Origin of the sequence: Jilunia laotingensis (assembly GCF_014385165.1) — a bacterium.
GTDB lineage: Bacteria > Bacteroidota > Bacteroidia > Bacteroidales > Bacteroidaceae > Bacteroides > Bacteroides laotingensis.
This window is the reverse complement of record NZ_JACRTF010000001.1, coordinates 4,207,068-4,227,495: the sequence shown is the minus strand read 5'-3', so window position 1 is coordinate 4,227,495 and position 20,428 is coordinate 4,207,068. Positions and strand designations below refer to the sequence as shown.

15 protein-coding genes are annotated in these 20,428 nt (G+C 42.6%); 8 read left to right on the top strand and 7 right to left on the bottom strand.

What is annotated here, in order from left to right; all coding sequences use genetic code 11:
* Window positions 1-6: 6 nt before the first annotated feature.
* The 6 genes from H8744_RS16585 to H8744_RS16560 all read left to right on the top strand — a co-directional run bounded on the left by H8744_RS16585 (window position 7) and on the right by H8744_RS16560 (window position 6,911).
* The gene (locus H8744_RS16585) at window positions 7-903 is read left to right on the top strand and encodes an NAD-dependent epimerase/dehydratase family protein (RefSeq protein ID WP_262435915.1); all 897 of its coding nucleotides are present in this window, start codon (window positions 7-9) and stop codon (window positions 901-903) included.
* A 164-nt stretch (window positions 904-1,067) separates the two neighbouring features.
* Window positions 1,068-2,021, top strand: a complete 954-nt coding sequence (locus H8744_RS16580) for an MraY family glycosyltransferase (protein WP_262435914.1) — start codon at window positions 1,068-1,070, stop codon at window positions 2,019-2,021.
* 424 nt (window positions 2,022-2,445) lie between these two features.
* Complete coding sequence (locus H8744_RS16575; protein WP_262435913.1) at window positions 2,446-3,537, top strand: disaccharide 3-dehydrogenase; 1,092 nt, start codon at window positions 2,446-2,448, stop codon at window positions 3,535-3,537.
* 10 nt (window positions 3,538-3,547) lie between these two features.
* Window positions 3,548-5,035 (top strand): glycoside 3-dehydrogenase, encoded by a 1,488-nt coding sequence (locus tag H8744_RS16570; RefSeq protein ID WP_262435912.1) that lies wholly within the window; start codon window positions 3,548-3,550, stop codon window positions 5,033-5,035.
* A gap of 40 nt (window positions 5,036-5,075) precedes the next feature.
* Entirely contained in the window at window positions 5,076-5,945 is an 870-nt protein-coding gene (locus H8744_RS16565; protein WP_262435911.1) for a 3-keto-disaccharide hydrolase, read from the top strand.
* 90 nt (window positions 5,946-6,035) lie between these two features.
* A complete protein-coding gene (locus H8744_RS16560) occupies window positions 6,036-6,911 on the top strand; it encodes a sugar phosphate isomerase/epimerase family protein (RefSeq protein ID WP_262435910.1) in 876 nt (291 codons plus the stop codon).
* Between the two features lie 165 nt (window positions 6,912-7,076).
* On the opposite strand, the gene H8744_RS16555 is transcribed toward H8744_RS16560, so the two are convergent.
* Window positions 7,077-8,375: a Na+/H+ antiporter NhaC family protein gene (locus H8744_RS16555; protein ID WP_262435909.1), complete on the bottom strand. Its 1,299-nt coding sequence runs from the start codon at window positions 8,373-8,375 to the stop codon at window positions 7,077-7,079.
* A 235-nt stretch (window positions 8,376-8,610) separates the two neighbouring features.
* Between H8744_RS16555 and H8744_RS16550 the strand changes: the two genes are divergently transcribed.
* A complete protein-coding gene (locus H8744_RS16550) occupies window positions 8,611-9,279 on the top strand; it encodes a bifunctional 4-hydroxy-2-oxoglutarate aldolase/2-dehydro-3-deoxy-phosphogluconate aldolase (protein ID WP_262435908.1) in 669 nt (222 codons plus the stop codon).
* A gap of 85 nt (window positions 9,280-9,364) precedes the next feature.
* Here H8744_RS16550 and H8744_RS16545 read toward each other — a convergent pair whose 3' ends face one another.
* The 6 genes from H8744_RS16545 to H8744_RS16520 form a co-directional block, all read right to left on the bottom strand.
* Window positions 9,365-9,697 (bottom strand): DUF2149 domain-containing protein, encoded by a 333-nt coding sequence (locus tag H8744_RS16545; RefSeq protein ID WP_262435907.1) that lies wholly within the window; start codon window positions 9,695-9,697, stop codon window positions 9,365-9,367.
* Window positions 9,687-10,295 (bottom strand): MotA/TolQ/ExbB proton channel family protein, encoded by a 609-nt coding sequence (locus H8744_RS16540; RefSeq protein WP_262435906.1) that lies wholly within the window; start codon window positions 10,293-10,295, stop codon window positions 9,687-9,689. Before H8744_RS16540 ends, H8744_RS16545 begins: the two co-directional genes overlap by 11 nt.
* A 106-nt stretch (window positions 10,296-10,401) precedes the next feature.
* On the bottom strand, window positions 10,402-11,094 hold the full coding sequence (gene hmuT, locus H8744_RS16535) for an HmuT family protein (protein WP_262435905.1): 693 nt from the start codon (window positions 11,092-11,094) through the stop codon (window positions 10,402-10,404).
* A 2-nt stretch (window positions 11,095-11,096) separates the two neighbouring features.
* Entirely contained in the window at window positions 11,097-15,251 is a 4,155-nt protein-coding gene (locus H8744_RS16530) for a cobaltochelatase subunit CobN (protein WP_262435904.1), read from the bottom strand.
* A gap of 31 nt (window positions 15,252-15,282) precedes the next feature.
* Window positions 15,283-17,514, bottom strand: coding sequence for a TonB-dependent receptor (locus tag H8744_RS16525; RefSeq protein WP_262435903.1), 2,232 nt, complete (start codon window positions 17,512-17,514; stop codon window positions 15,283-15,285).
* A gap of 13 nt (window positions 17,515-17,527) precedes the next feature.
* On the bottom strand, window positions 17,528-18,544 hold the full coding sequence (locus H8744_RS16520; protein WP_262435902.1) for an HmuY family protein: 1,017 nt from the start codon (window positions 18,542-18,544) through the stop codon (window positions 17,528-17,530).
* Window positions 18,545-18,792: 248 nt separating this feature from the next.
* Between H8744_RS16520 and H8744_RS16515 the strand changes: the two genes are divergently transcribed.
* Window positions 18,793-20,391: an aspartate:alanine exchanger family transporter gene (locus H8744_RS16515; protein ID WP_262435901.1), complete on the top strand. Its 1,599-nt coding sequence runs from the start codon at window positions 18,793-18,795 to the stop codon at window positions 20,389-20,391.
* The last annotated feature ends 37 nt before the right edge of the window (window positions 20,392-20,428 follow it).

Below are 20,428 nucleotides of genomic sequence, written 5' to 3'. Positions count from 1 at the left end.
CTTTTTATGAAACTCCTTTTCACTGGCGCTTCCGGTTTTTTAGGGACGAATGTGCTTCCTCTGCTGGAGAAGCGTTATGATGTCTCCACGGTCGGCCTTTCAATGCAAGATAATTATAGGGTCAATTTGGCAAAGGCCGTGCCGGTTTTAGATGGATCGTATGATGTCGTATTTCATGCTGCGGGAAAAGCCCATTTTTCTCCCCGCACAGAAGAAGAACGGAAAGTTTTTTATGACGTGAACTTACAGGGTACGAAAAATTTATGTACCGCTTTGGAAAATGGTGGTATTCCTGAATCTTTTATTTTTATTAGCTCAGTTGCCGTCTATGGTTGTGACTCCGGTGAGAAGATAACGGAGAATCATTCTTTGAACGGAACTACCCCTTATGCATTGAGCAAAATCATGGCGGAGGAATATTTGAAGGAGTGGTGTAGATTGCATCACGTGAGGTTAAGTATTATCCGTCCTTCCCTGATAGCCGGACCTTGTCCACCGGGTAACTTGGGAGCCATGATTCAGGGTATCAGACGGAATCGCTACTTGGGCATAGCCGGTAATAATGCTCGTAAGAGTGTACTGATGGTACAGGATATTGCCAATCTTGTTCCTTTGTTGATAAAGAAAGAAGGGGTTTATAATGTCTGTGACAGTTATTCTCCGACCTTTGGGGAGTTGGAAGAGGTGATATGCAGACAGATGAATAGGAAGAGACCTTTATCTGTTCCTTTTTGGTTAGCCAAGAGTTTTGCATTGGTTGGTGATCGATTGGGTTGTAAAGCTCCAATCAACTCATTGAAATTGGAAAAGATTACTACTTCATTGACATTCAGTAATGAAAAGGCTATGCACGAACTTGGTTGGTTACCTCTGAATGTATTGGAAAATTTTAAGATAGATTGAGTCCTTATGTTTCAATTTTCCTCAAAAGAACTCCAAGTTAAAATAAAACGACTCTGAGAAGCTGACGTGCTTATGTGGACAATAATAATGATAGTGGCAGGAATTATTTTATTGTTATTCTTAGTGATTCAATTATGGTTTTATTGGATAATAAAGAACGGATAATGTACTATTTAATATTGATCGTTCTGCTATTTCTGGCAGAACTTTTTTATTTCCGGGTGGCTGATAAATACAATATCATTGACAGGCCCAATGAACGCAGTTCACACAGCCGGATCACTTTACGCGGTGGTGGCATCATATTCTATATCGGATTCCTCACTTTCTTTCTGGTGAGTCATTTTGCATATCCATGGTTTATGTTGGCCTTGACGTTGGTCACATTCATTAGTTTTACGGATGATATCCGTTCCATCTCTCAAAGTTTGCGTCTGGGATTTCATTTCTCGGCCATGGCATTGATGTTTTACCAGTGGGGGTTGTTTACATTTCCTTGGTGGACAGTTATTGTGTCTTTGATTGTTTGTACGGGTATCATAAATGCTTATAATTTTATGGATGGCATAAACGGAATAACCGGGGGATATTCCTTGGTTGTACTCGTTGCGTTGGGCTATATAAATGTTGAAATTGTTTGTTTTGTTGAACAGAGTCTGATCTTAACACTCCTTTGTTCGGTATTGGTCTTTAACTTTTTTAATTTCCGTAAGTGTGCAAAATGCTTCGCAGGTGATGTTGGTTCGGTAAGTATGGCTTTTATAATTCTTTTCTTAATCGGTCAACTGATACTTACGACTGGAAATTTTAGTTGGATCATTCTTCTTGTGGTTTATGGAGTTGATAGTGTGTTGACAATTATTCACCGTTTGATGCTTCATGAAAACATCGGCTTGCCTCACAGGAAACATTTATATCAGATTATGGCAAACGAATTGAAAATCCCTCATATCATTGTGTCGCTCATATATATGTTGATTCAAGCTTTAGTAATTGTATTGTATCTGTTGTTTTTGGATTTCGGTTATTATTATTTGGTAGGGATTGTCATTATCTTAAGTTTTGCATATATACTATTTATGAAGCAATTTTTCCATTTGCATCATAGGATGAGGTGATGAGAAATTTTCTAAAATGCCACATCTTTATTTAGGTAATTCCTAATAAATTTATTCTTCTGTTGAAAGGAGAAACAAGCGTGTTTCTAAAAAAACATGTCGTTTTTACAATTATTCACTTAATGGCGATTTTATATCCTTCTAATTATATTACTTTTGTCGCACAACATTGAATAAATATAAAACCGACATGAGAACATTTTCTAACAATCCTCTTTTATGGAGGAATTATATCTCCATTCTATTTGTAGAGAAAAGAAGTATGATAGCACTTCTTTGGATAATAATTCTCTGTCCCTGGATTTTTTCATGGTTATATTTATGAAAGTTTATTTAATTGATTTCCAATAACCAGACAATGAGTTCTGGAAAAAAGAATTGGCAGACACACTGAATATACATGATAAAATAAAAACACGTAATTATGAAAATCAAAGTTGGTCTTATTGGCTTTGGCCGTATGGGACGATTTTATTTGGAAGAAATGCAAAAAAGCGAGCGTTGGGAGGTGGCATACATTTGCGACTTGAATCTTGATTCTCGCGAACAGGCAAAAAGATTATCGCCTAGGTCTAAAATAGTAGAGAACGAACAGGAAATTTTTGATGATGAAAGCGTACAAGTAGTCGGGCTATTTGCATTGGCAGATTCCCGTAGAGAACAGATAGAAAGAGCTATCCGTAGCGGGAAACACATTATATCCGAAAAACCTGTGGCAGATGCCATTGATAAGGAATGGGAAGTGGTGGATCTGGCGGAAAACCATCAGTGCTTTTCCACAGTCAATCTCTATCTTCGCAATTCATGGTATCATCAGGCTATCAAACAATTTATTGATGAGGGTGAAATAGGAGAACTTGCTATTCTCCGTATCTGCCATATGACCCCAGGGTTAGCTCCCGGTGAAGGACACGAGTATGAAGGTCCTGCATTTCATGATTGCGGTATGCATTATGTGGACATTGCCCGGTGGTATGCCGGATGTGAATATAAGACATGGCACGCTCAAGGTGTGAACATGTGGAACTACAAGGAGCCTTGGTGGATACAGTGCCACGGTACTTTCCAAAACGGGATTGTCTTCGACATAACGCAAGGGTTTGTGTACGGACAATTATCGAAAGATCAGACTCACAACTCATATGTAGATATCATCGGTACGAAGGGGATCGCCCGGATGACACATAATTTCCAGATGGCGAAAGTCGATCTTCACGGAGTACATCAGACGCTTCATATCGAGAAACCGTTTGGCGGTAAAAACATAGATGTTTTATGCGATTTATTTGCTGACTCCATAGAGACAGGGATCAGAAATCCGCAATTGCCCACGATGCGTGATTCGGCAGTTGCATCTGAATATGCTTGGACTTTCCTGCAGGATGCCCATAAGCACGACTTGCCGGCTATCGGAGAATTGCGGACACTTGATCAGATACGTGAACGAAGAAGAAATATGACAAATGGATATGGATTATTACAAAAAAATAATCCGAAGCCAATTATAAACTCTTAAAAATAATATCATGACAAAGATTTCTAGAAGACAATTTCTGAAAACCGGAACTGCTGCTTTGGCCGGAATTACTATTGCTCCGAGTTCTATTTTGGGTATGAGCCACGGACATGTTTCCCCAACTGACAAGCTCAACATTGCAGCTGTGGGAATTGGTGGTATGGGGCATACCAATATCAATAACGTGAAGGGCACTGAAAACATTGTAGCCCTCTGTGATGTGGATTGGAGGTATGCTAAAGGTGTATTCGACGAATTTCCAAATGCAAAGAAGTATTGGGATTACCGCAAGATGTACGATGAGATGGGTAAATCTATCGATGGTGTAATCATTGCAACAGCCGACCACACTCATGCTATCATTACAGCGGATGCTATGACAATGGGCAAGCATGTATATTGCCAGAAACCGTTGACTCATTCTGTTTATGAATCCCGTCTGTTAACTAATCTGGCTGCTTCTACCGGAGTAGCTACCCAAATGGGTAATCAGGGATCATCTGACGAAGGTACTGATTTAGTTTGTGAATGGATATGGAATGGTGAAATCGGTGAAGTAACTAAGGTGGAATGTGCTACTGACCGTCCTATCTGGCCGCAAGGATTAAACGCACCTGAAAAAGCCGACCGTATTCCGAGTACTTTAAACTGGGATCTTTTTACAGGACCTGCTAAATTAAATCCGTATAATGATGTATACCATCCTTGGAACTGGCGTGGATGGTGGGATTATGGAACAGGTGCATTGGGCGATATGGCTTGTCATATTCTGCATCAACCGTTCCGTGCTTTGAAACTAGGTTATCCTACAAAAGTGGAAGGTTCTTCTACTCTGTTACTAAGTGCCTGCGCTCCGCAAGCTCAACACGTGAAGATGATTTTCCCCTCTCGTGACAATTTGCCGAAGGTTGGAATGCCGGAAGTTGAAATTCATTGGTATGATGGCGGCATGATGCCCGAACGTCCGAAAGGTTTCCCGGAAGGCAAACCATTGATGGGACCTGGTGGTGGTTTAACCATTTTCCACGGAACCAAAGACACATTGATTTGTGGCTGTTATGGTCAACAGCCCTTCTTATTATCAGGTCGTGTTCCTAATGCTCCTAAAGTTTGCCGTCGTGTTCCTAACGCAATGGGTGGCGGTCATGAAATGGACTGGGTACGTGCATGTAAGGAAGACCGTTCAAGCCGCATAATGACTAAATCTGATTTTTCAGAAGCAGGACCTATGAATGAAATGGTAGTAATGGGTGTATTAGCTATTCGTTTGCAAGGTCTGAACAAGACTTTGGAATGGGATGGTGCTAATATGCGTTTCACTAACATCGGTGACACTGAAACAATCAGAACCGTTGTGAAAGATGGATTTAAAATTCATAATGGCCATCCTACTTTCGATAAAACTTGGACTGAACCGGTTAATGCGCAACAATTTGCAGCCGAATTGGTGAAACATAATTACCGTGACGGATGGAATTTGCCTGATATGCCGAGATAATAAATAACTAATTTAGTAACCAAAATAATAAATTGAAATCATGAAAAAAGTATTTTATCCTTTAGCATGTTGCATGATCGCTGGAGTAATTACTTCCTGCGGTTCATCTCCCAAATCGAATAGTGCGCAAGAAGAGCCATCAGCGGATATGGTTGCACTGGCTTATTCTAGTACATTGAAAGGTGCCGAAACCGACAGCTTGAACTTGCCGGTAGATGAGGATGGCTATATTACCATTTTCGATGGAAAAACTTTCAACGGATGGCGCGGATACGGTAAAGACAGAGTGCCTTCCAAATGGACGATTGAGGACGGATGCATCAAATTCAACGGTTCTGGTGGCGGTGAAGCTCAGGATGGCGATGGAGGTGATATCATCTTTGCACATAAATTTAAAAACTTTGAATTGGAACTGGAATGGAAAATATCAAAAGGTGGTAATTCCGGTATTTTCTATCTGGCACAGGAGGTAACTTCGGATAAAGATGGAAACCAAGTTTTGGAACCTATTTATATTTCTGCACCAGAATTCCAAGTTTTGGATAATGCCAATCATCCCGATGCCAAATTGGGCAAGGACAATAATCGTCAGGCAGCCTCTTTATACGATATGATTCCGGCTGTTCCGCAAAACGCTAAACCGTTCGGTGAATGGAACAAGGCAAAGATTATGGTTTATAAAGGAACTGTCGTTCACGGACAAAATGATGAAAACGTCCTTGAATACCATTTGTGGACTCCCAAGTGGACAGAGATGCTCCAAGCTAGTAAGTTCAGTGAGAAGAATTGGCCGTTGGCATTCCAATTGCTGAATAATTGTGGGGGTGATAATAGAGAAGGATTTATCGGAATGCAGGATCATGGTGATGATGTTTGGTTCCGTAATATCCGTGTCAAAGTTCTGGATTAGTTATTAATTTTTAATTGAATAAGCTTCATTGGGGAGGGTCAATGGTGATTGCTCTTCAATGGAGTTTGTTTTTATTTAATATAGGATACAATGAAAAAAAGATATTTTTGGCTCTTGTTCGCTGTGATTATGGCACTACCTCAATTTATGGATGCAAAAAATAAAAAAGAGGTATGCATCCAGCTTTATTCGGTGAGGGATATTATAAATGAGGGAAAGGATATAAATGCCGTATTGAAAGATCTGGCACAAATGGGATATACCAGTGTTGAAGCAGCCAATTATGACAATGGTAAATTCTACGGTAAGCCCCCTAAAGAATTTAAACGGGCGGTTGAAGCTGCCGGAATGACCGTATTGTCTTCACATTGCACAAGAGGATTGTCGGATGAGGAACTGGCTTCCGGTGATTTTTCGGAATCATTAAGATGGTGGGATCAATGTATTGCTGCTCATAAGGCTGCTGGTATGAAATATATTGTAACTCCTTGGATGAATGTTCCTAAGACAGTAAAAGATTTGAAAACCTATTGTAATTATTTCAATGAGATCGGCAAAAAATGTAGGCTGAACGGTTTGCAATACGGATATCATAATCATGCGCACGAATTCCAAAAGGTGGAAGATAAAGTAGTAATGATGGACTATATGTTGGAGAATACCAATCCTGAATATGTATTTTTCCAAATGGATGTATATTGGGTGGTGAGAGGACAAAATAGTCCGATTGACTATTTTAATAAATATCCGGGACGCTTCACTATGCTTCATATCAAAGATCACCGGGAAATAGGTCAAAGTGGCATGGTGGGATTTGATGCTATCTTCCGGAATGCAAAAACAGCCGGAGTAAAGCATATCGTTGCTGAAATTGAAAGTTATAGTTGTGAGGTGGAAGAAAGTGTAAAACAAAGTTTGGATTATCTTTTAAACGCTCCTTTTGTAAAGGCATCTTACAGTAAATAGGGACATTGGCTGAATCTCTCTAAAATTGCTGAATATTTTTAAATAAGCACTGGATAAAAAACAAAACTGTCTCTTAGAGCTTGTTTAAATTTTGCTATGAAAGAACTCCTAAGAGGAAGGCTGAGCAAATTTAAACAGGTTCTTTACTTTTCTGTCTTGAATTCCTTACGAATACTTTCTGGGATATCTAAAAATAATTGCCAGAAGTGCAAAAGTTCCCATCGTGAAAGGATAATACAGATTACCGACAATGCTGATCGGAGAAATGCCGGCTACCCCTGCTGCCATCAACATTTGCGCTCCATAGGGGATGATTCCCTGGATAAAACAGGAAAATGTGTCGAGGATACTGGCTGTTTTCCTACGGTCGAGGTTGAACTTTTTAGCAATATCTTTAGCGATGGGACCGGTGGTGATAATGGCTATGGTATTGTTGGCCGTACAAAGGTTGGCGATACTTACTAAAGCTGCGATACATAATTCTGCACCCCGTTTCCCATGGACATGGCGGGTGAGTTTAGTGATAATGAAATTGATTCCTCCATTAAAACGAATGGTTTCGAGCATTCCTCCGGCAAGCAACGTAATGATAATAAGTTCGCCCATGCCGGTAATACCGTTTCCCATAGCGGCAAAGCAGTCGAAAACGCCAAAACTTCCGGTTACGATCCCGATTATGGCAGTAGAAATAATTCCGAGTAACAAGATAATCATCACATTGATACCCGCCACAGCCGTTCCCAAAACAATGAGATAAGGAATGACTTTTATCCACTCTATTTCCTGAATCGAAGGAATCGCCGTGACGGATAATCCTTGCACGACATAGATGCCCAGTACGATGATCGCTGCCGGAACTACCACCATCGAATTCACCCGGAATTTGTCCCGCATCACACATCCCTGAGTCTTCGTGGAAGCAATGGTGGTATCGGAAATGAAGGACAGGTTATCACCGAAAAAAGAACCGCCTACTACTACGGCCACCATGAAAGGAACATCTATACCTGTTTTTGCCGCCAATCCGGTAGCTACGGGAGTCAGTGCAACAATCGTACCGACACTTGTACCGATGGAAAGTGAGATAAAACAGGCGGCAATAAATATGCCTGCCAGTAATAGATTATCGGGCAGGATATGCAAGGTGAGATTTACAGTCGCATCGATAGCTCCCATCTGTTTGGCACTTTGTGCAAATGCGCCTGCGAGGATAAAAATCCATATCATTAACATGATATTTTTATTGGAAGCACCCACCGAAAACTGATAAATGCGTTGATCCAGTTTTAATCCGCGGGTAATGGCAATAGCATAGCAGGAAGATACTAAAAATGCTACGGTAATCGGGACTTTATAGAAATCATTGACGATGACCGAGGTCACCAGATAGAGGCATAAGAAAACAAATAACGGGCTGAGTGCCAACCAACCTGAAAGGTCCTTATTTATCTTTTCTTCGTTCATTATGTATAGCTGTATTCTTATTTGGGCTGCAAAGATACTAAGAATTTATGAGAAAAGCGACACGAAGTAATTCATGCCGTTTTTGTTATCTCACGAATCTGCAGAACATGTATTTGAACGGATTGATCCCGGTTGATACATCTGCCGGATAGCAGCCTTTGCTATTACGAAAGTTATTGTACCTTTGTACGCCTGCATTATGGTGGCTTAATGTATAAATTGTATAAGTAAGACGATGGCAAAATTTGATAAAATAGCAGTGTTGAACAAAATGGGTTCAACAGGAATGGTACCTGTATTCTATCATAAGGATGCAGATGTGGCAAAGAAAGTGGTAAAGGCTTGTTATGAAGGTGGTATCCGTGCTTTCGAATTTACAAACCGTGGTGATTTTGCCCATGAAGTGTTTGCTGAAACGGTGAAATTTGCCACAAAAGAATGTCCTGAAATGGCAATGGGAGTAGGCTCCATTGTCGATCCGGCAACGGCTGCCCTCTATTTACAGTTGGGTGCTTGTTTCATTGTAGGTCCCTTGTTCAACCCTGAAATAGCAAAGGTATGCAATCGACGTCTCGTACTTTATATTCCCGGATGTGGAACCCTGTCGGAAGTAGGTTTTGCCCAGGAAGCAGGTTGTGATTTATGTAAAATATTTCCAGCGGATGTGCTGGGTGTGAAATTTGTAAAAGAGCTATTGGCTCCGATGCCGTGGTCTAAACTGATGGTGACCGGTGGCGTAGAGCCGACTCAGGAGAATTTAGCCTTATGGATCGAAGTAGGTGTATTTTGTATGGGTATGGGGGGCAAACTTTTCCCTGATGATAAAATTGCTGTTGAAGATTGGGCTTACGTAACAGCTAAATGTGCCGAAGCTCTAGGCTTTATAGCTGATGCACGTAAATAGAAAAGGATTTTAAACAGGCTCAAAACCACCGGAATAAATATTTCAATTCATTCCGGTGGCTTCCCCTTATTTGTGAAATTCTTTTTTATTCTTCGGGAACATAAATAATTTCACCATTATCCAGTTCGTAGGCAATACCTACTTTCTTGCCACGTTTACCATCTTTCTTTTGCTCCTGATTTTCAGAAGGAGTATATCGGTTTATTTTTTGCCCCTCCTTCGTGATAATTTCCATATTTTCCTTTCCCGGATTTTTCACCATAGTATAATCTTCCTGGGAAAATACTTCTGTCATATTATACCGGCTGACGAGTGCTACCATGAGTGCAACGGCAAAAACCATGGCTACATCAAATAAATTGGATACGACACTGATCGGGTCGCTGTCTTCCTCTTTTCTTAGTAAATTACGCTTCATCTCTCTTGATTTTTTCATTGATTAGTGCTGCGATAAATTCCAGATTAGTCATGTCCTGAAGATACCAGCGTTGTTTTACTTGTTGGGTGAGAAACCCGATAGCACCGGCTACAAGTCCCACTACGGTGGTTGCAAAAGCAATTTGCATATTGTACGCCATAGAGGCAATATCACCACTTGCCAGTCCTGCCAATGCAGGTCCCATCGGGATGAGCGTACCCATCAGACCTAAAATGGGACCTAATTTTGTGAGCGTCTTTGATATTGCAAGGTCTTTGTCGGCTGCAATTTCAAAGTTAGCAATGAGGCGTTGCACTTGTGCAGGGGTATTTTGTGCTTCAAGTATCTGTTTTATAGAATTGATCACAAGTGACGAGGAGCTTTCGGGCAGTTTGTCACTTAGTTCATCTAACGTCACTGGAGTTAGTGTACTTAGTTCTTTGCGCAGGATGGCTTCGGTCTTCCGGATAGACAAGTATTGTCCGTAGAAATTGCCTATTAGGAGCAAAGAACGGCAAAACAGGAAAATTAACAATACAATAACAGGTACTAAAAGACCTGTTGAAATCCAATATAAAATGTCTGATATGATATTCATCGTTATTCGTTATTTTTGATTTATTTATATGTCTTTTTAAAGGGGTTTGTAGTAAGAAACATAGGGCTCTCTTTAGAGAAAATTGAAAGAAACCGAATAAAATACATTAAGGTGAGATTTTAAGCCGATTCTTTAATTTCCACCAACACCAGCCGAGGAGTATGCCTGCAACCGTAATTCCTAGGGTACCGGCAAGTGCCATGAAGTTCACTTCACTTACACCTGCAACGGAAGTTCGGCCGTTTACGGTGGCTACAATTCCCAATATAGCGACCAGTGCATTGGTCAGGAAGAATAATTCCAGTCTTAATTCTTTTTCCGGAAGTAACCGGAGAATCAGTAAACGTCCAAGCGGAATTGCTATCAGTATAAATGCAGCGTAACTTCCTGCAATGGTTGTAAAGGTAACACCGGGGAATGTGAAAATAAGATATACCAATCCGCTGAACAGTACCGGAAAAATTATTAATCCCGGAAACCAGCGCAGTAGACGATAGGCGAGGAGCGTTCGGGGCTTTACCGGATAATCATTGGCTACGTGTACTGCTAGCATGGCATACGCCATTTGCAGAGAAACTTCAATGGTCAGAAAAACGGAAGTATCGAGCATTAGAGACGGGTTGCCCAACCAGTCCGCTATCTGAGTCTTTGACTGTTCGATGGCATACGGCCATGTCAATCCGGCAAACAAAGCACAGGCTATAGATAAGATACCTACTGCCATTGCTTTCCAGAAAGTTTGCTTTAACAAAAAGTTAAAAGCAGTCAAGATCATCAATACAAGTACAACAGTGTCCATATTCAGATCTTTTTGCGACGACGGATGAATATCACCAATGCCAGGACAACTAGGACGACTGCAACGCCTACTGCAATATTACTCAGTGTATTGGTTTGCCCCTCGGTCGGCTGATTCATCTCCTCTTTTTTCATTACTACCCCTTTATTATCACCGTCCACCTGTGCTTCACGGATTGTGGCTATGTTCTTTTTATATTGAGAGGCGGTCGGTGCATCCGCTTTGGAAGCAATAAATTCCCGCAATTTGGCATTGTCGCAAACAAATCCTGAACAGGAAGGACGATATTTGTTGACCAGTTCCGTATGCAGTTTTGTCAGTTCGGTTATCTGTGCTTCGCTTGCTTTCCACATTCCTTTACGGATGGTTTCGAGCATGACAGCGCTCATCTCTTCCAAAGCTGCCGGATTTTGTTTCTCGAAATATTCTTTTACACCCAGTTGGAAACGGTCATTGACATATACATCATAGATATCTTCCCATAACTCCTTATCGATGACAGCCGGTTTCATCACATTCCATCCATATGTATTTGTGACGATTTCGGCAAATCCGGAAGCGGAAGAAGATTCTCCTTTCATCTTTTCTTTGATGTAGGCCGGATTGAGGATCGTAGTACGGCTTTCTATTCCAATTGACTCTTTCAACTCTTGCACCCGCATATTGTTACGGTTACGGTAGTCGCTGAAATAAGCATCGGGATCTTTCCCGGTGACATTGCGTACAGCGAGGTTCATTCCTCCCATGAATTCGTATACATGATCTAGGCTCAAGGCTCCCCATGTGTTACTTTGACGAGGTTGTATGACAACATCTGTACGGGTCAGTGCGGCTTCAAAAGCAAATTGCCTGAATGCTTCCCAGTTTTTTTCATTGCCATAATAGGCACCCATATTATTCAAATATACATCGGCTATTTCCGATTCATTTTCCCAACGGTCACCGGCTTGCACCATTCCTTGAATGCCGGTTCCATATCCTCCGTTCACCCCACCGAATACACGGAAAGTGGACATCTCCCGGGCATCTTTCGGACTAAGGCCTTTGTCTGTCAATGTCCTTTCGGCTTCTACTACACTGGCGGCAACCAGATTCTCATAGTTGTCTCCTTTGGCGTTTGCTGCCATTTCTACCGCCCGGTTGATCAGGAAAAGACGGGAAGCTGCAAGATCACGGAGTTGTCCGGAGGTTTGTACTACTACGTCAATGCGCGGACGACCCAGCTCGGCAGATGGAATCAGGCGCAAATCGCTTACACGACCAAATGCATCGCGTATGGGTTCTACCCCCAACATATAAAGGACTTGTGCGATGGTAGCTCCGCCTGTTTCGATAAATTCACTTGACCAAAGGGTATAGCTCACTTTGCGCGGTATGGAGTCGTTGTGACGGCGACGGTATTCGTTGATGGTCTGGTTGGCAAGTTGGATGCCTTTCTCCCAAGCTGATTCCGAAGGGGTAGCTTCGGCATTGATGGCATATAAATTGCGTCCGGTAGGCAGAGTATTCGGATTGGCTATCGGATCGCCACCCGGTGAGGGTATCGTGTATCCGCCATTTAAAGAATTTATAATGCTTCTCAACTCTTTTTCAGGACTCATTTGTAACTCGTTTTTGTAGTTTCCCACATTCTTTACGGTACGTTCCACTTCCAGAATAGCAAGTGCTTTTTCCACCTCCTCTTTGCTGTATTCCTTTTTATTCTTTCCCCTAGAAGCATTCATCTTGCTTGAACCTTTGCCGCCAGCCATCATCATCGCCATCATTCCTTTGGGGGCATTGCGCTCTGCATCTATGGCATGGGCAGTTTCCAGCTCTTGAGGAGTAATTCCGGCTGTGCGGCATATTAACTCATTGGAGACAATGGATGGGTTAGCTATGACTCGTGTCACCAGTTCATGTGCCGGATTGAGATACTGCTGTGTAAATAGGGTACGATGTTTCCGGGTTCGTTCATCTGCCTTTCCCCGTAACTTGTCAAGTGCCAAAAGGCTGTAAGCTATCGGTTCGGTAGCCATGGCATAGAGGGATGAAGTGATACGTTCGGCTTCATAGGGAACGCCCATTGTGTATAATTGTCCGGTTATTTTTTCAGTGGCGAGTTCTTCCGCGAAGTTTTCGATACGTAATATATCCTCTTCCGTGTACGGAACGTTTAACAGGCTGTCAAGACCAAGTTCACGATGAATACCTAATTTGACCGTTGCTGCCTTTACAGCGAGGGATGCACGCTGCAAGTCTTCTGTTGTTCGCGTGTCTTTTGGGGTCGCATGTTCAGGATCATTGCAATTGCAATTCCCTAATTTATTATTGTATATTTTAATTTTCTCGTTCAACTCACGATAGATTCCACGTACACTGCTTTCCATGAATGGCGGGGTAAGGTACGATTGCAGCGTCGCATAGGAACGTCGTTTCGCCATCATTGCTTCTCCCACGTTACCGATAGAATAGATGTAGAAATGAGGTACCGTACCTACCAGACGGTCGGGCCAGTCGTTGCTACATAGAGCTACCTGCTTTTTAGGAGTAAATTCCAGACTTCCGTGTGTACCGAAGTGAATCAATGCGTCTGCTTTAAATCCATGTTGCATCCAAAGGTAAGAAGCTATATAGGTGTGAGGGGGTGCGGCATTCGTGCCATGTACTACTTTAAATGAATTGTCCCCTTTACCGGCTGCATTCTGTGGCAAAAGCACTACATTGCCGAATTGTACGTGGGCAACACCTAGTTTTCCATCGGGAGTAGTCATGTATTCTCCCGGAAATTCTCCGTTTGCCGCTACTACTTCGGCATATTTTTCGGGGCGAAGGCTTTGTTTGATCCATGTCTCATACTCTTCTTTACTGATAAGTGCCGGTTTCCCTGTCTTCATGAATTCACTGAATGCTCCCTCGGCATAAGCACCGAATACCGCTCCCTGGGCTTGGATCATCCGTTCAAGCTCTTTGCTGTTTGCGGGCAATCCCTCTACTTTATAGCCTTCTTGTTTTAGGCGTGTCAATAAGTTGAAGAGTGAGGGGGCTACTTCCATTCCTCCTGCCGTCAGTGCGTTTTGACCTGCTCCTTTATAGTAGTAGATGGCTACTCGTTTTTCGCTATTCGGTTTCTCTTTTAGGGAGAGGTAATTATCTACAGTTTTCACGAAGGTTTCCAACCTTTCGGGTATGGCGAACGAATGTCTTATCCCTTCGTTGTCTGTATATTGGGCGAAGAGTGCAAAGGGGCGTATGGCTCCATCTATTTCGGGTGTCACTACACTTTGGGACAAGAAGCCTCCGTTCATGCCCATCGGATCATTTTCCCACTCTTCTACCAGACTGTTGATAGTAAGTGGGGAGAACAGAAGAATGTTTTTGGCTGTCAGATAGTCTACTACTTGATCACCTAAACGCCCATGTGCCATGTTGATCACGGCATCGGGGTTGATCTCTTCCAGAAATGTTTGGAAACGACGCATGGATGAAACCGGATAAACCGTGTAACCTGTTTTTTCGAGTGCCGCAATCAGATCGGTTGCATCCGCCATCTGACCTGTCACTACGATCTTGTGTGCGCCTTCTTTGTACAATCCATTTTCATGGAGAAACTTTTCGTATTCAGATACCGTTACGAATTCCATTTCTTCTTCTGGGTTTTTCACTCCGGCATGATATAAAATGTCCGATGCTTTTTCTATTACCTTTTCCGGTTCGGGAGAGGAGATCAGTTTGCCGTCGATTTCTTTACGGATATACGACAATAAGCTGCGGTAGTTGCGTTTTCCCCCATTACTGAGATAAGCGCGTATTTGTTTTTGTCGGGTGGAATCTAGATTGCATATATTGTTGGCAGGGTTGGTAGCCATACTGGTATATATGGGAATACCTTTGTCTGCAGCCTGTTGTAATTGCATCCGTTGTTCTTCAACGATCCGTAATCCCATGCCGTTGACAAATACCATATCGTAATCTGTCAGCCGATCGAATTCTTCGGGACTGAGTTCGCTCAATTTGATAAAAGAGTTATCATTCGCTTTCGATAAACTTCCCATTTGCAGGGTTTGGAAATTTATGAAAGCCACTTTTGTCGTGCTGCACAATTTATTCCATACCCCTATTCCTCCTAACAGGAGTAGCACGAGGCAGCCACCGATGATGAGTGTTTTCTTTTTCATTGCTTTTTTAGTATTTCTTTGTTGTTATTGCCTATAGATTGAACATGTCGGCAAGATTAATATTGACGGTACCTACATAACTGATCCCTTTTTGAGGCAGTTGTAATGAACTGTCTGCGGCTTTGTCTTTATAATTCAGGAGATTGTCTATACCGAAGTTCAGGCTAATTCCTCTCGGCAACTGGACTCCGGCATTGAATGAACAGAGGGTGCGCGGATCATAAGAAACCCGTTCATAAGTCTGATCTTGATTGATAGAATAGGTGCTTAATTTGGAAGTCCATTGTCCGTTCAAAGCTGCATTGACTCCTATCTTCCCGAATTTATGGTTGTACGAAGCATTGAAGGTCAGACTATGGGGGCGTACCGATGACGCATTGTGTCCGTCTATCTCTTCATAATCGTTCACATAAGCATAAGATCCGGTCAGCATGAGTCCGAATTCCATTCGATAGCGTATGATACCTTCCACTCCGGTAGTACGGGCTTTTTCCGCATTTACATATTTCATTCCTCCGTCTGCCCTGGCGTAACCTATCTTGTCTCTAAAACGATTGTGATAGGCGGAGACGGAGGCATTGAACCCGCCTTTTTCAGCTTCTGCACTTAAAGCGAACTGATGGCTTGTTTCCGGATTCAAATCCGGATTACCATATAACCACATGAATCCGCCCATAAAATATTCTTGGTATAACTCTTTCAATGAAGGAGACCGGAATCCCATGGAGTAGGAGGCGCGCAGGGTGAATACTTCACAGGGACGATACATTGTCGAAAGTTTGGGAGTGACGTGCAGTCCGTATTTGTCATGATAATCACTTCGTAGCCCGGCTATCAGGTTTACCCGGTCTGTCACTTTCCAATCCTCTTGCAGATAGAGTACGTAAGTTTCCATGCTGGCGTCGGCACTGTCTTTCATCATATAATGTTTCAGATATTCCAGATTGGTTTCAATGCCCGCACTCAACGTATGGTCGCCCATGATCCCCGTATAGCTGATACGGGCGGATTGCGTACGATTCCGGTAATCGGTACGGGTAAATCCTGCATTAAAGTAATTCTTGTCCTTTTTATAGTTATCGTATATATACGATGCTTCCAGCTGGTGATTAATATTGAATAAGTACTTTACTTTGGCATTAACAGCGTAATCGATGAATAAATCCTGGTATACTTTCCCGGTACGGATATCCCGTTGGTTGTGATAGAAAGATCCTTTTAGTTCTGCGCTCAGTTTGTCCGTGAATGAATATCCGAATTTTTGTGAGGCATCCCATATCTGATAGCCATAGACGGTAGTTGACTGCACATTGTCGATGGTTTCTCCTCCTATGCTGCCATCGGGATTGACGATTGTGTTTTTTTTCCCTTCGTCATCACCGACAGTGTAGGTGTCTCTGGTGCGGTAGGTCAGATTGGAATAAGAAGAAAAGCGGCTTTGTTTAGTACCTGCACCTATTGAATACTTTTGTCCGTTTGAGCCGGCATATCGTGCGTTCACATTCCCCGTAAAAGGACGATTGGCACTTTTGGTGATGATATTGATCACCCCTCCCAATGCATTAGAACCATAAAGGGTGGATTGTGATCCTTTTATCACTTCGATGCGTTCGATATCGTCAATGTTGAATCTCGTAAAATCGACGTTATGGTCGGAACCTTCACCGCTGATACGTTCGCCATCTACCAAAAATAGCAGATATTCTCCTCCTACACCCTGATAAGTGATAGTGGGCAATTGGCTCATATTGTCATATCCTATCTGCAAACCGGGTAGTTCGTACTGCAAGAGAGTTTCGATATCCATCGGATTGAGCGTCTGTATGTCCCTTTGGCTGATAACCCGGGTCAGTACCGGAGTTTCTTTCAGGGGCTTTTCAGTATGGCTTCCCGTCACGACCACTTCTGTCAGTAAGTTCTCGGAGGGCGTTAGGCGTATGGTAACAAGGCTGTTATCAGAGGCATCTACTAGGTATTCCTGCGTCTCATAACCGGTAAAACTGATACGTAATCTCTGCGCACCTTTTTCACGTAACTGTAAAGTGAATTCTCCTTTAGCATTCGTCCCTGCTCCGATAGTAGTGCCTTCTACTATGATGGAGGCACCGGGAAGAGCGGTTCCCGTTTCATCGAGAACCACTCCTTTTATGGTGCGTTTTACAATGGCATTGTCTCCGTTATAGTCATCAGCCTGTGCGGTTGTATTCCAAACGGATAACAACATCACACTCGTCATGATGCATAGTAATTTTGATATTTTCATATACCGAATGTTCTTATTCTACGGGATATTCGTAAGTGAAACTTACACGACCTGTATTGCCTTCCGTATCCTGATGATCGGTGAATTTTAGTTTGGCGTAAGTTCCATCAGCGCATTTGAGCAGATAAATCAGATTGGTTTCCTCATATTCGTAAGGAGGCATTCCACCCGTTGGAGTTTTGGTGAGCCATTGGCTGAGTACTCTGTTTAGGGGAGATTTTACATAACCGATCTTTCCATCCATCATGCCACTCATATCTACAATAACCTCATTTTCGGTTTGCTCATCGGCAGTATATCCTTCGGCTGGAATGTTCTTTACGGCATTCATAGCCGTTTCTTCCGTTGCCAGTGCTGCTCCACCGTTGGTCTTTATGTCATAACGATGGATGGCGATATGCCAGTCTATCTTTATTAAAGAGGCATCTCCGGTAGCTTCTTTAGTTTCTACCACTTGACCGTTACTGTAATACTCCCAGGCATTGAAATCTTTCAATGTCTGTGTTTCGCCTGTTTTAAGATTGACATATGTCCATGTATCGTAAGCTGATGTATTTACTGTAAGCGATGCTTGTGACTGGCTTCCGCTGAATATAGCTTTAATCGGAGAAGGCATGGCACCGAGTTGGTAACTGATATTCATCTCCAATGTTTTTCCGTTGACAGTTCCTTCAAAGTTTCCGGTAATGTTGATATCTCCGTCCTTTGCAGAAAGAGTTCCTGTGAGGGAGTAACTTCCATTGTTGTTCAAAGCTACTTTGGCACCCGATTTGACAGACGGAATAGTGCGGCTACCGAAACTGATGGCTGGAAACGTGACATCCACGGTGTCTTCAGCAATACGGTTCACAGATATCTCCACACCTTTGGTGCCTTGCGATGCTTCTTGTACACTTAGTTCAATATCACCGTTGTAAGTGCCGGCAACCTTTTGGGCCAGTTCCGGTTTGGTGTTGTCATCATCATTGTTACATGAGGTGCATGCGCATAGCATGAATAACAGTACTGCTAAATTTCCTAAGTTTTTCATTATTCTTTTAATTTGGGGTTTTGATACTAATTTTGATTCATCTCTTTAACCGGTTGCAAAGTTCGATCATAAAATGAAGTGCTACAATACCTCAAAAAGAGTAAAAAGACCTGTTGAAATCACAATAAGTATGTATTATCATCCTTCAAACTTGGGTGTGGATACCTCACCGGTAAGGAAGAAACTTGCTGATTGAAGCTTTTTTACGTACCTTTGTCCCCCGAACTAACAAATACACTTAGAATCCTATGTTTACTGATTTATTGAACTCCTCTTATTTCGCACTTTTTCTCATAGTCGCGTTAGGTTTCATGTTGGGAAGAATTAAGATTAAGGGCTTATCGCTCGATGTATCAGCAGTGATCTTTATAGCCCTTCTCTTCGGTCATTTCGGTGTGGTCATTCCCAAAGAACTGGGGAACTTCGGACTGGTATTGTTCATTTTTACCATTGGCATTCAGGCTGGTCCCGGATTTTTTGATTCCTTTCGAAGTAAGGGAAAGACATTGATTCTTATTACGATGCTTATTATTTGTTCAGCTTCACTGACAGCGATAGGATTAAAATATGCATTTGATATCGATACGCCAAGTGTCGTAGGGCTGATTGCCGGGGCACTTACCAGTACACCGGGACTTGCGGTAGCTATCGACAGTACTAATTCACCACTGGCATCCATTGCTTATGGTATTGCTTATCCTTTTGGCGTTATCGGTGTGATTCTCTTTGTAAAGTTGCTCCCTAAAATAATGAAGGTCGATCTTGACCAAGAGGCTCGCCGACTGGAAATTGAACGTCGGGGAGAGTTCCCGGAACTGAATACCTGCATCTATCGTGTTACCAATCCGAGTGTATTCGGTAGGAGCTTGATGCAGATTAATGCCCGTGCCATGACGGGGGCTGTGATATCACGTTTGAAGCATGGCGAGGAAATTGCTATCCCTAAAGCGAACTCTGTGCTTTATGAAGGAGATTACATTCAGGCGGTAGGCAGTGAGGACTCCTTGAACCAGCTTGCTGTATTGATAGGCAAACGTGAGGAGGGCGAACTTCCTTTGGATAAGACACAGGAAATAGAGTCTTTGTTGCTGACAAAGAAAGACATGATAAACAAACAGTTGGGCGACTTGAACCTGCAACGTAATTTCGGATGTACCGTGACCCGGGTACGTCGAAGCGGTATCGACCTTTCACCTTCTCCCGATCTAGCATTGAAGTTCGGTGATAAACTCATGGTGGTAGGTGAAAGGGAAGGTCTGAAAGGAGTGGCTCGTTTGCTTGGCAATAATGCTAAAAAGCTTTCTGATACTGATTTCTTCCCTATTGCGATGGGTATTGTGCTTGGCGTGTTGTTCGGTAAGCTTAATATCACCTTTCCCGGGGGGCTTTCTTTTTCTCCGGGACTGACTGGTGGGATATTGATGATGGCTCTGATGTTGAGTGCTGTGGGAAAGACCGGCCCTATCATGTGGTCTATGTCCGGTCCGGCTAACCAATTGCTGCGTCAGTTGGGGTTGTTACTTTTCCTTGCTGAAGTCGGAACTTCTGCCGGAAAGAATCTGGTTGCCACATTTCAGGAAAGCGGATTGCTGATGTTCGGAGTAGGGGCTGCCATTACTTTAATACCTATGCTGGTAGCTGTTATTGTAGGTCGTTTGGTATTTAAGATTTCCTTACTCGATTTGTTAGGTACCATTACGGGGGGCATGACCAGTACGCCCGGTCTTGCTGCTGCCGATTCGATGGTAGATAGCAATATTCCGAGTGTGGCCTATGCTACGGTTTATCCTATTGCAATGGTTTTTCTTATTCTTTTTATACAGATAATAGCTACCGTGGTTGTTTGACGCGGTAATTCCCGCTATCATAGGATATGGTAAATAT

Bases quoted from the DNA above. Each gene is read 5' to 3' on its own strand.
- H8744_RS16585 (WP_262435915.1), top strand. From the start codon at position 7: ATGAAACTCCTTTTCACTGGCGCTTCCGGTTTTTTAGGGACGAATGTG.
- H8744_RS16580 (WP_262435914.1), top strand. From the start codon at position 1,068: ATGTACTATTTAATATTGATCGTTCTGCTATTTCTGGCAGAACTTTTT.
- H8744_RS16575 (WP_262435913.1), top strand. From the start codon at position 2,446: ATGAAAATCAAAGTTGGTCTTATTGGCTTTGGCCGTATGGGACGATTT.
- H8744_RS16570 (WP_262435912.1), top strand. From the start codon at position 3,548: ATGACAAAGATTTCTAGAAGACAATTTCTGAAAACCGGAACTGCTGCT.
- H8744_RS16565 (WP_262435911.1), top strand. From the start codon at position 5,076: ATGAAAAAAGTATTTTATCCTTTAGCATGTTGCATGATCGCTGGAGTA.
- H8744_RS16560 (WP_262435910.1), top strand. From the start codon at position 6,036: ATGAAAAAAAGATATTTTTGGCTCTTGTTCGCTGTGATTATGGCACTA.
- H8744_RS16555 (WP_262435909.1), bottom strand. From the start codon at position 8,375: ATGAACGAAGAAAAGATAAATAAGGACCTTTCAGGTTGGTTGGCACTC.
- H8744_RS16550 (WP_262435908.1), top strand. From the start codon at position 8,611: ATGGCAAAATTTGATAAAATAGCAGTGTTGAACAAAATGGGTTCAACA.
- H8744_RS16545 (WP_262435907.1), bottom strand. From the start codon at position 9,697: ATGAAGCGTAATTTACTAAGAAAAGAGGAAGACAGCGACCCGATCAGT.
- H8744_RS16540 (WP_262435906.1), bottom strand. From the start codon at position 10,295: ATGAATATCATATCAGACATTTTATATTGGATTTCAACAGGTCTTTTA.
- hmuT (WP_262435905.1), bottom strand. From the start codon at position 11,094: ATGGACACTGTTGTACTTGTATTGATGATCTTGACTGCTTTTAACTTT.
- H8744_RS16530 (WP_262435904.1), bottom strand. From the start codon at position 15,251: ATGAAAAAGAAAACACTCATCATCGGTGGCTGCCTCGTGCTACTCCTG.
- H8744_RS16525 (WP_262435903.1), bottom strand. From the start codon at position 17,514: ATGAAAATATCAAAATTACTATGCATCATGACGAGTGTGATGTTGTTA.
- H8744_RS16520 (WP_262435902.1), bottom strand. From the start codon at position 18,544: ATGAAAAACTTAGGAAATTTAGCAGTACTGTTATTCATGCTATGCGCA.
- H8744_RS16515 (WP_262435901.1), top strand. From the start codon at position 18,793: ATGTTTACTGATTTATTGAACTCCTCTTATTTCGCACTTTTTCTCATA.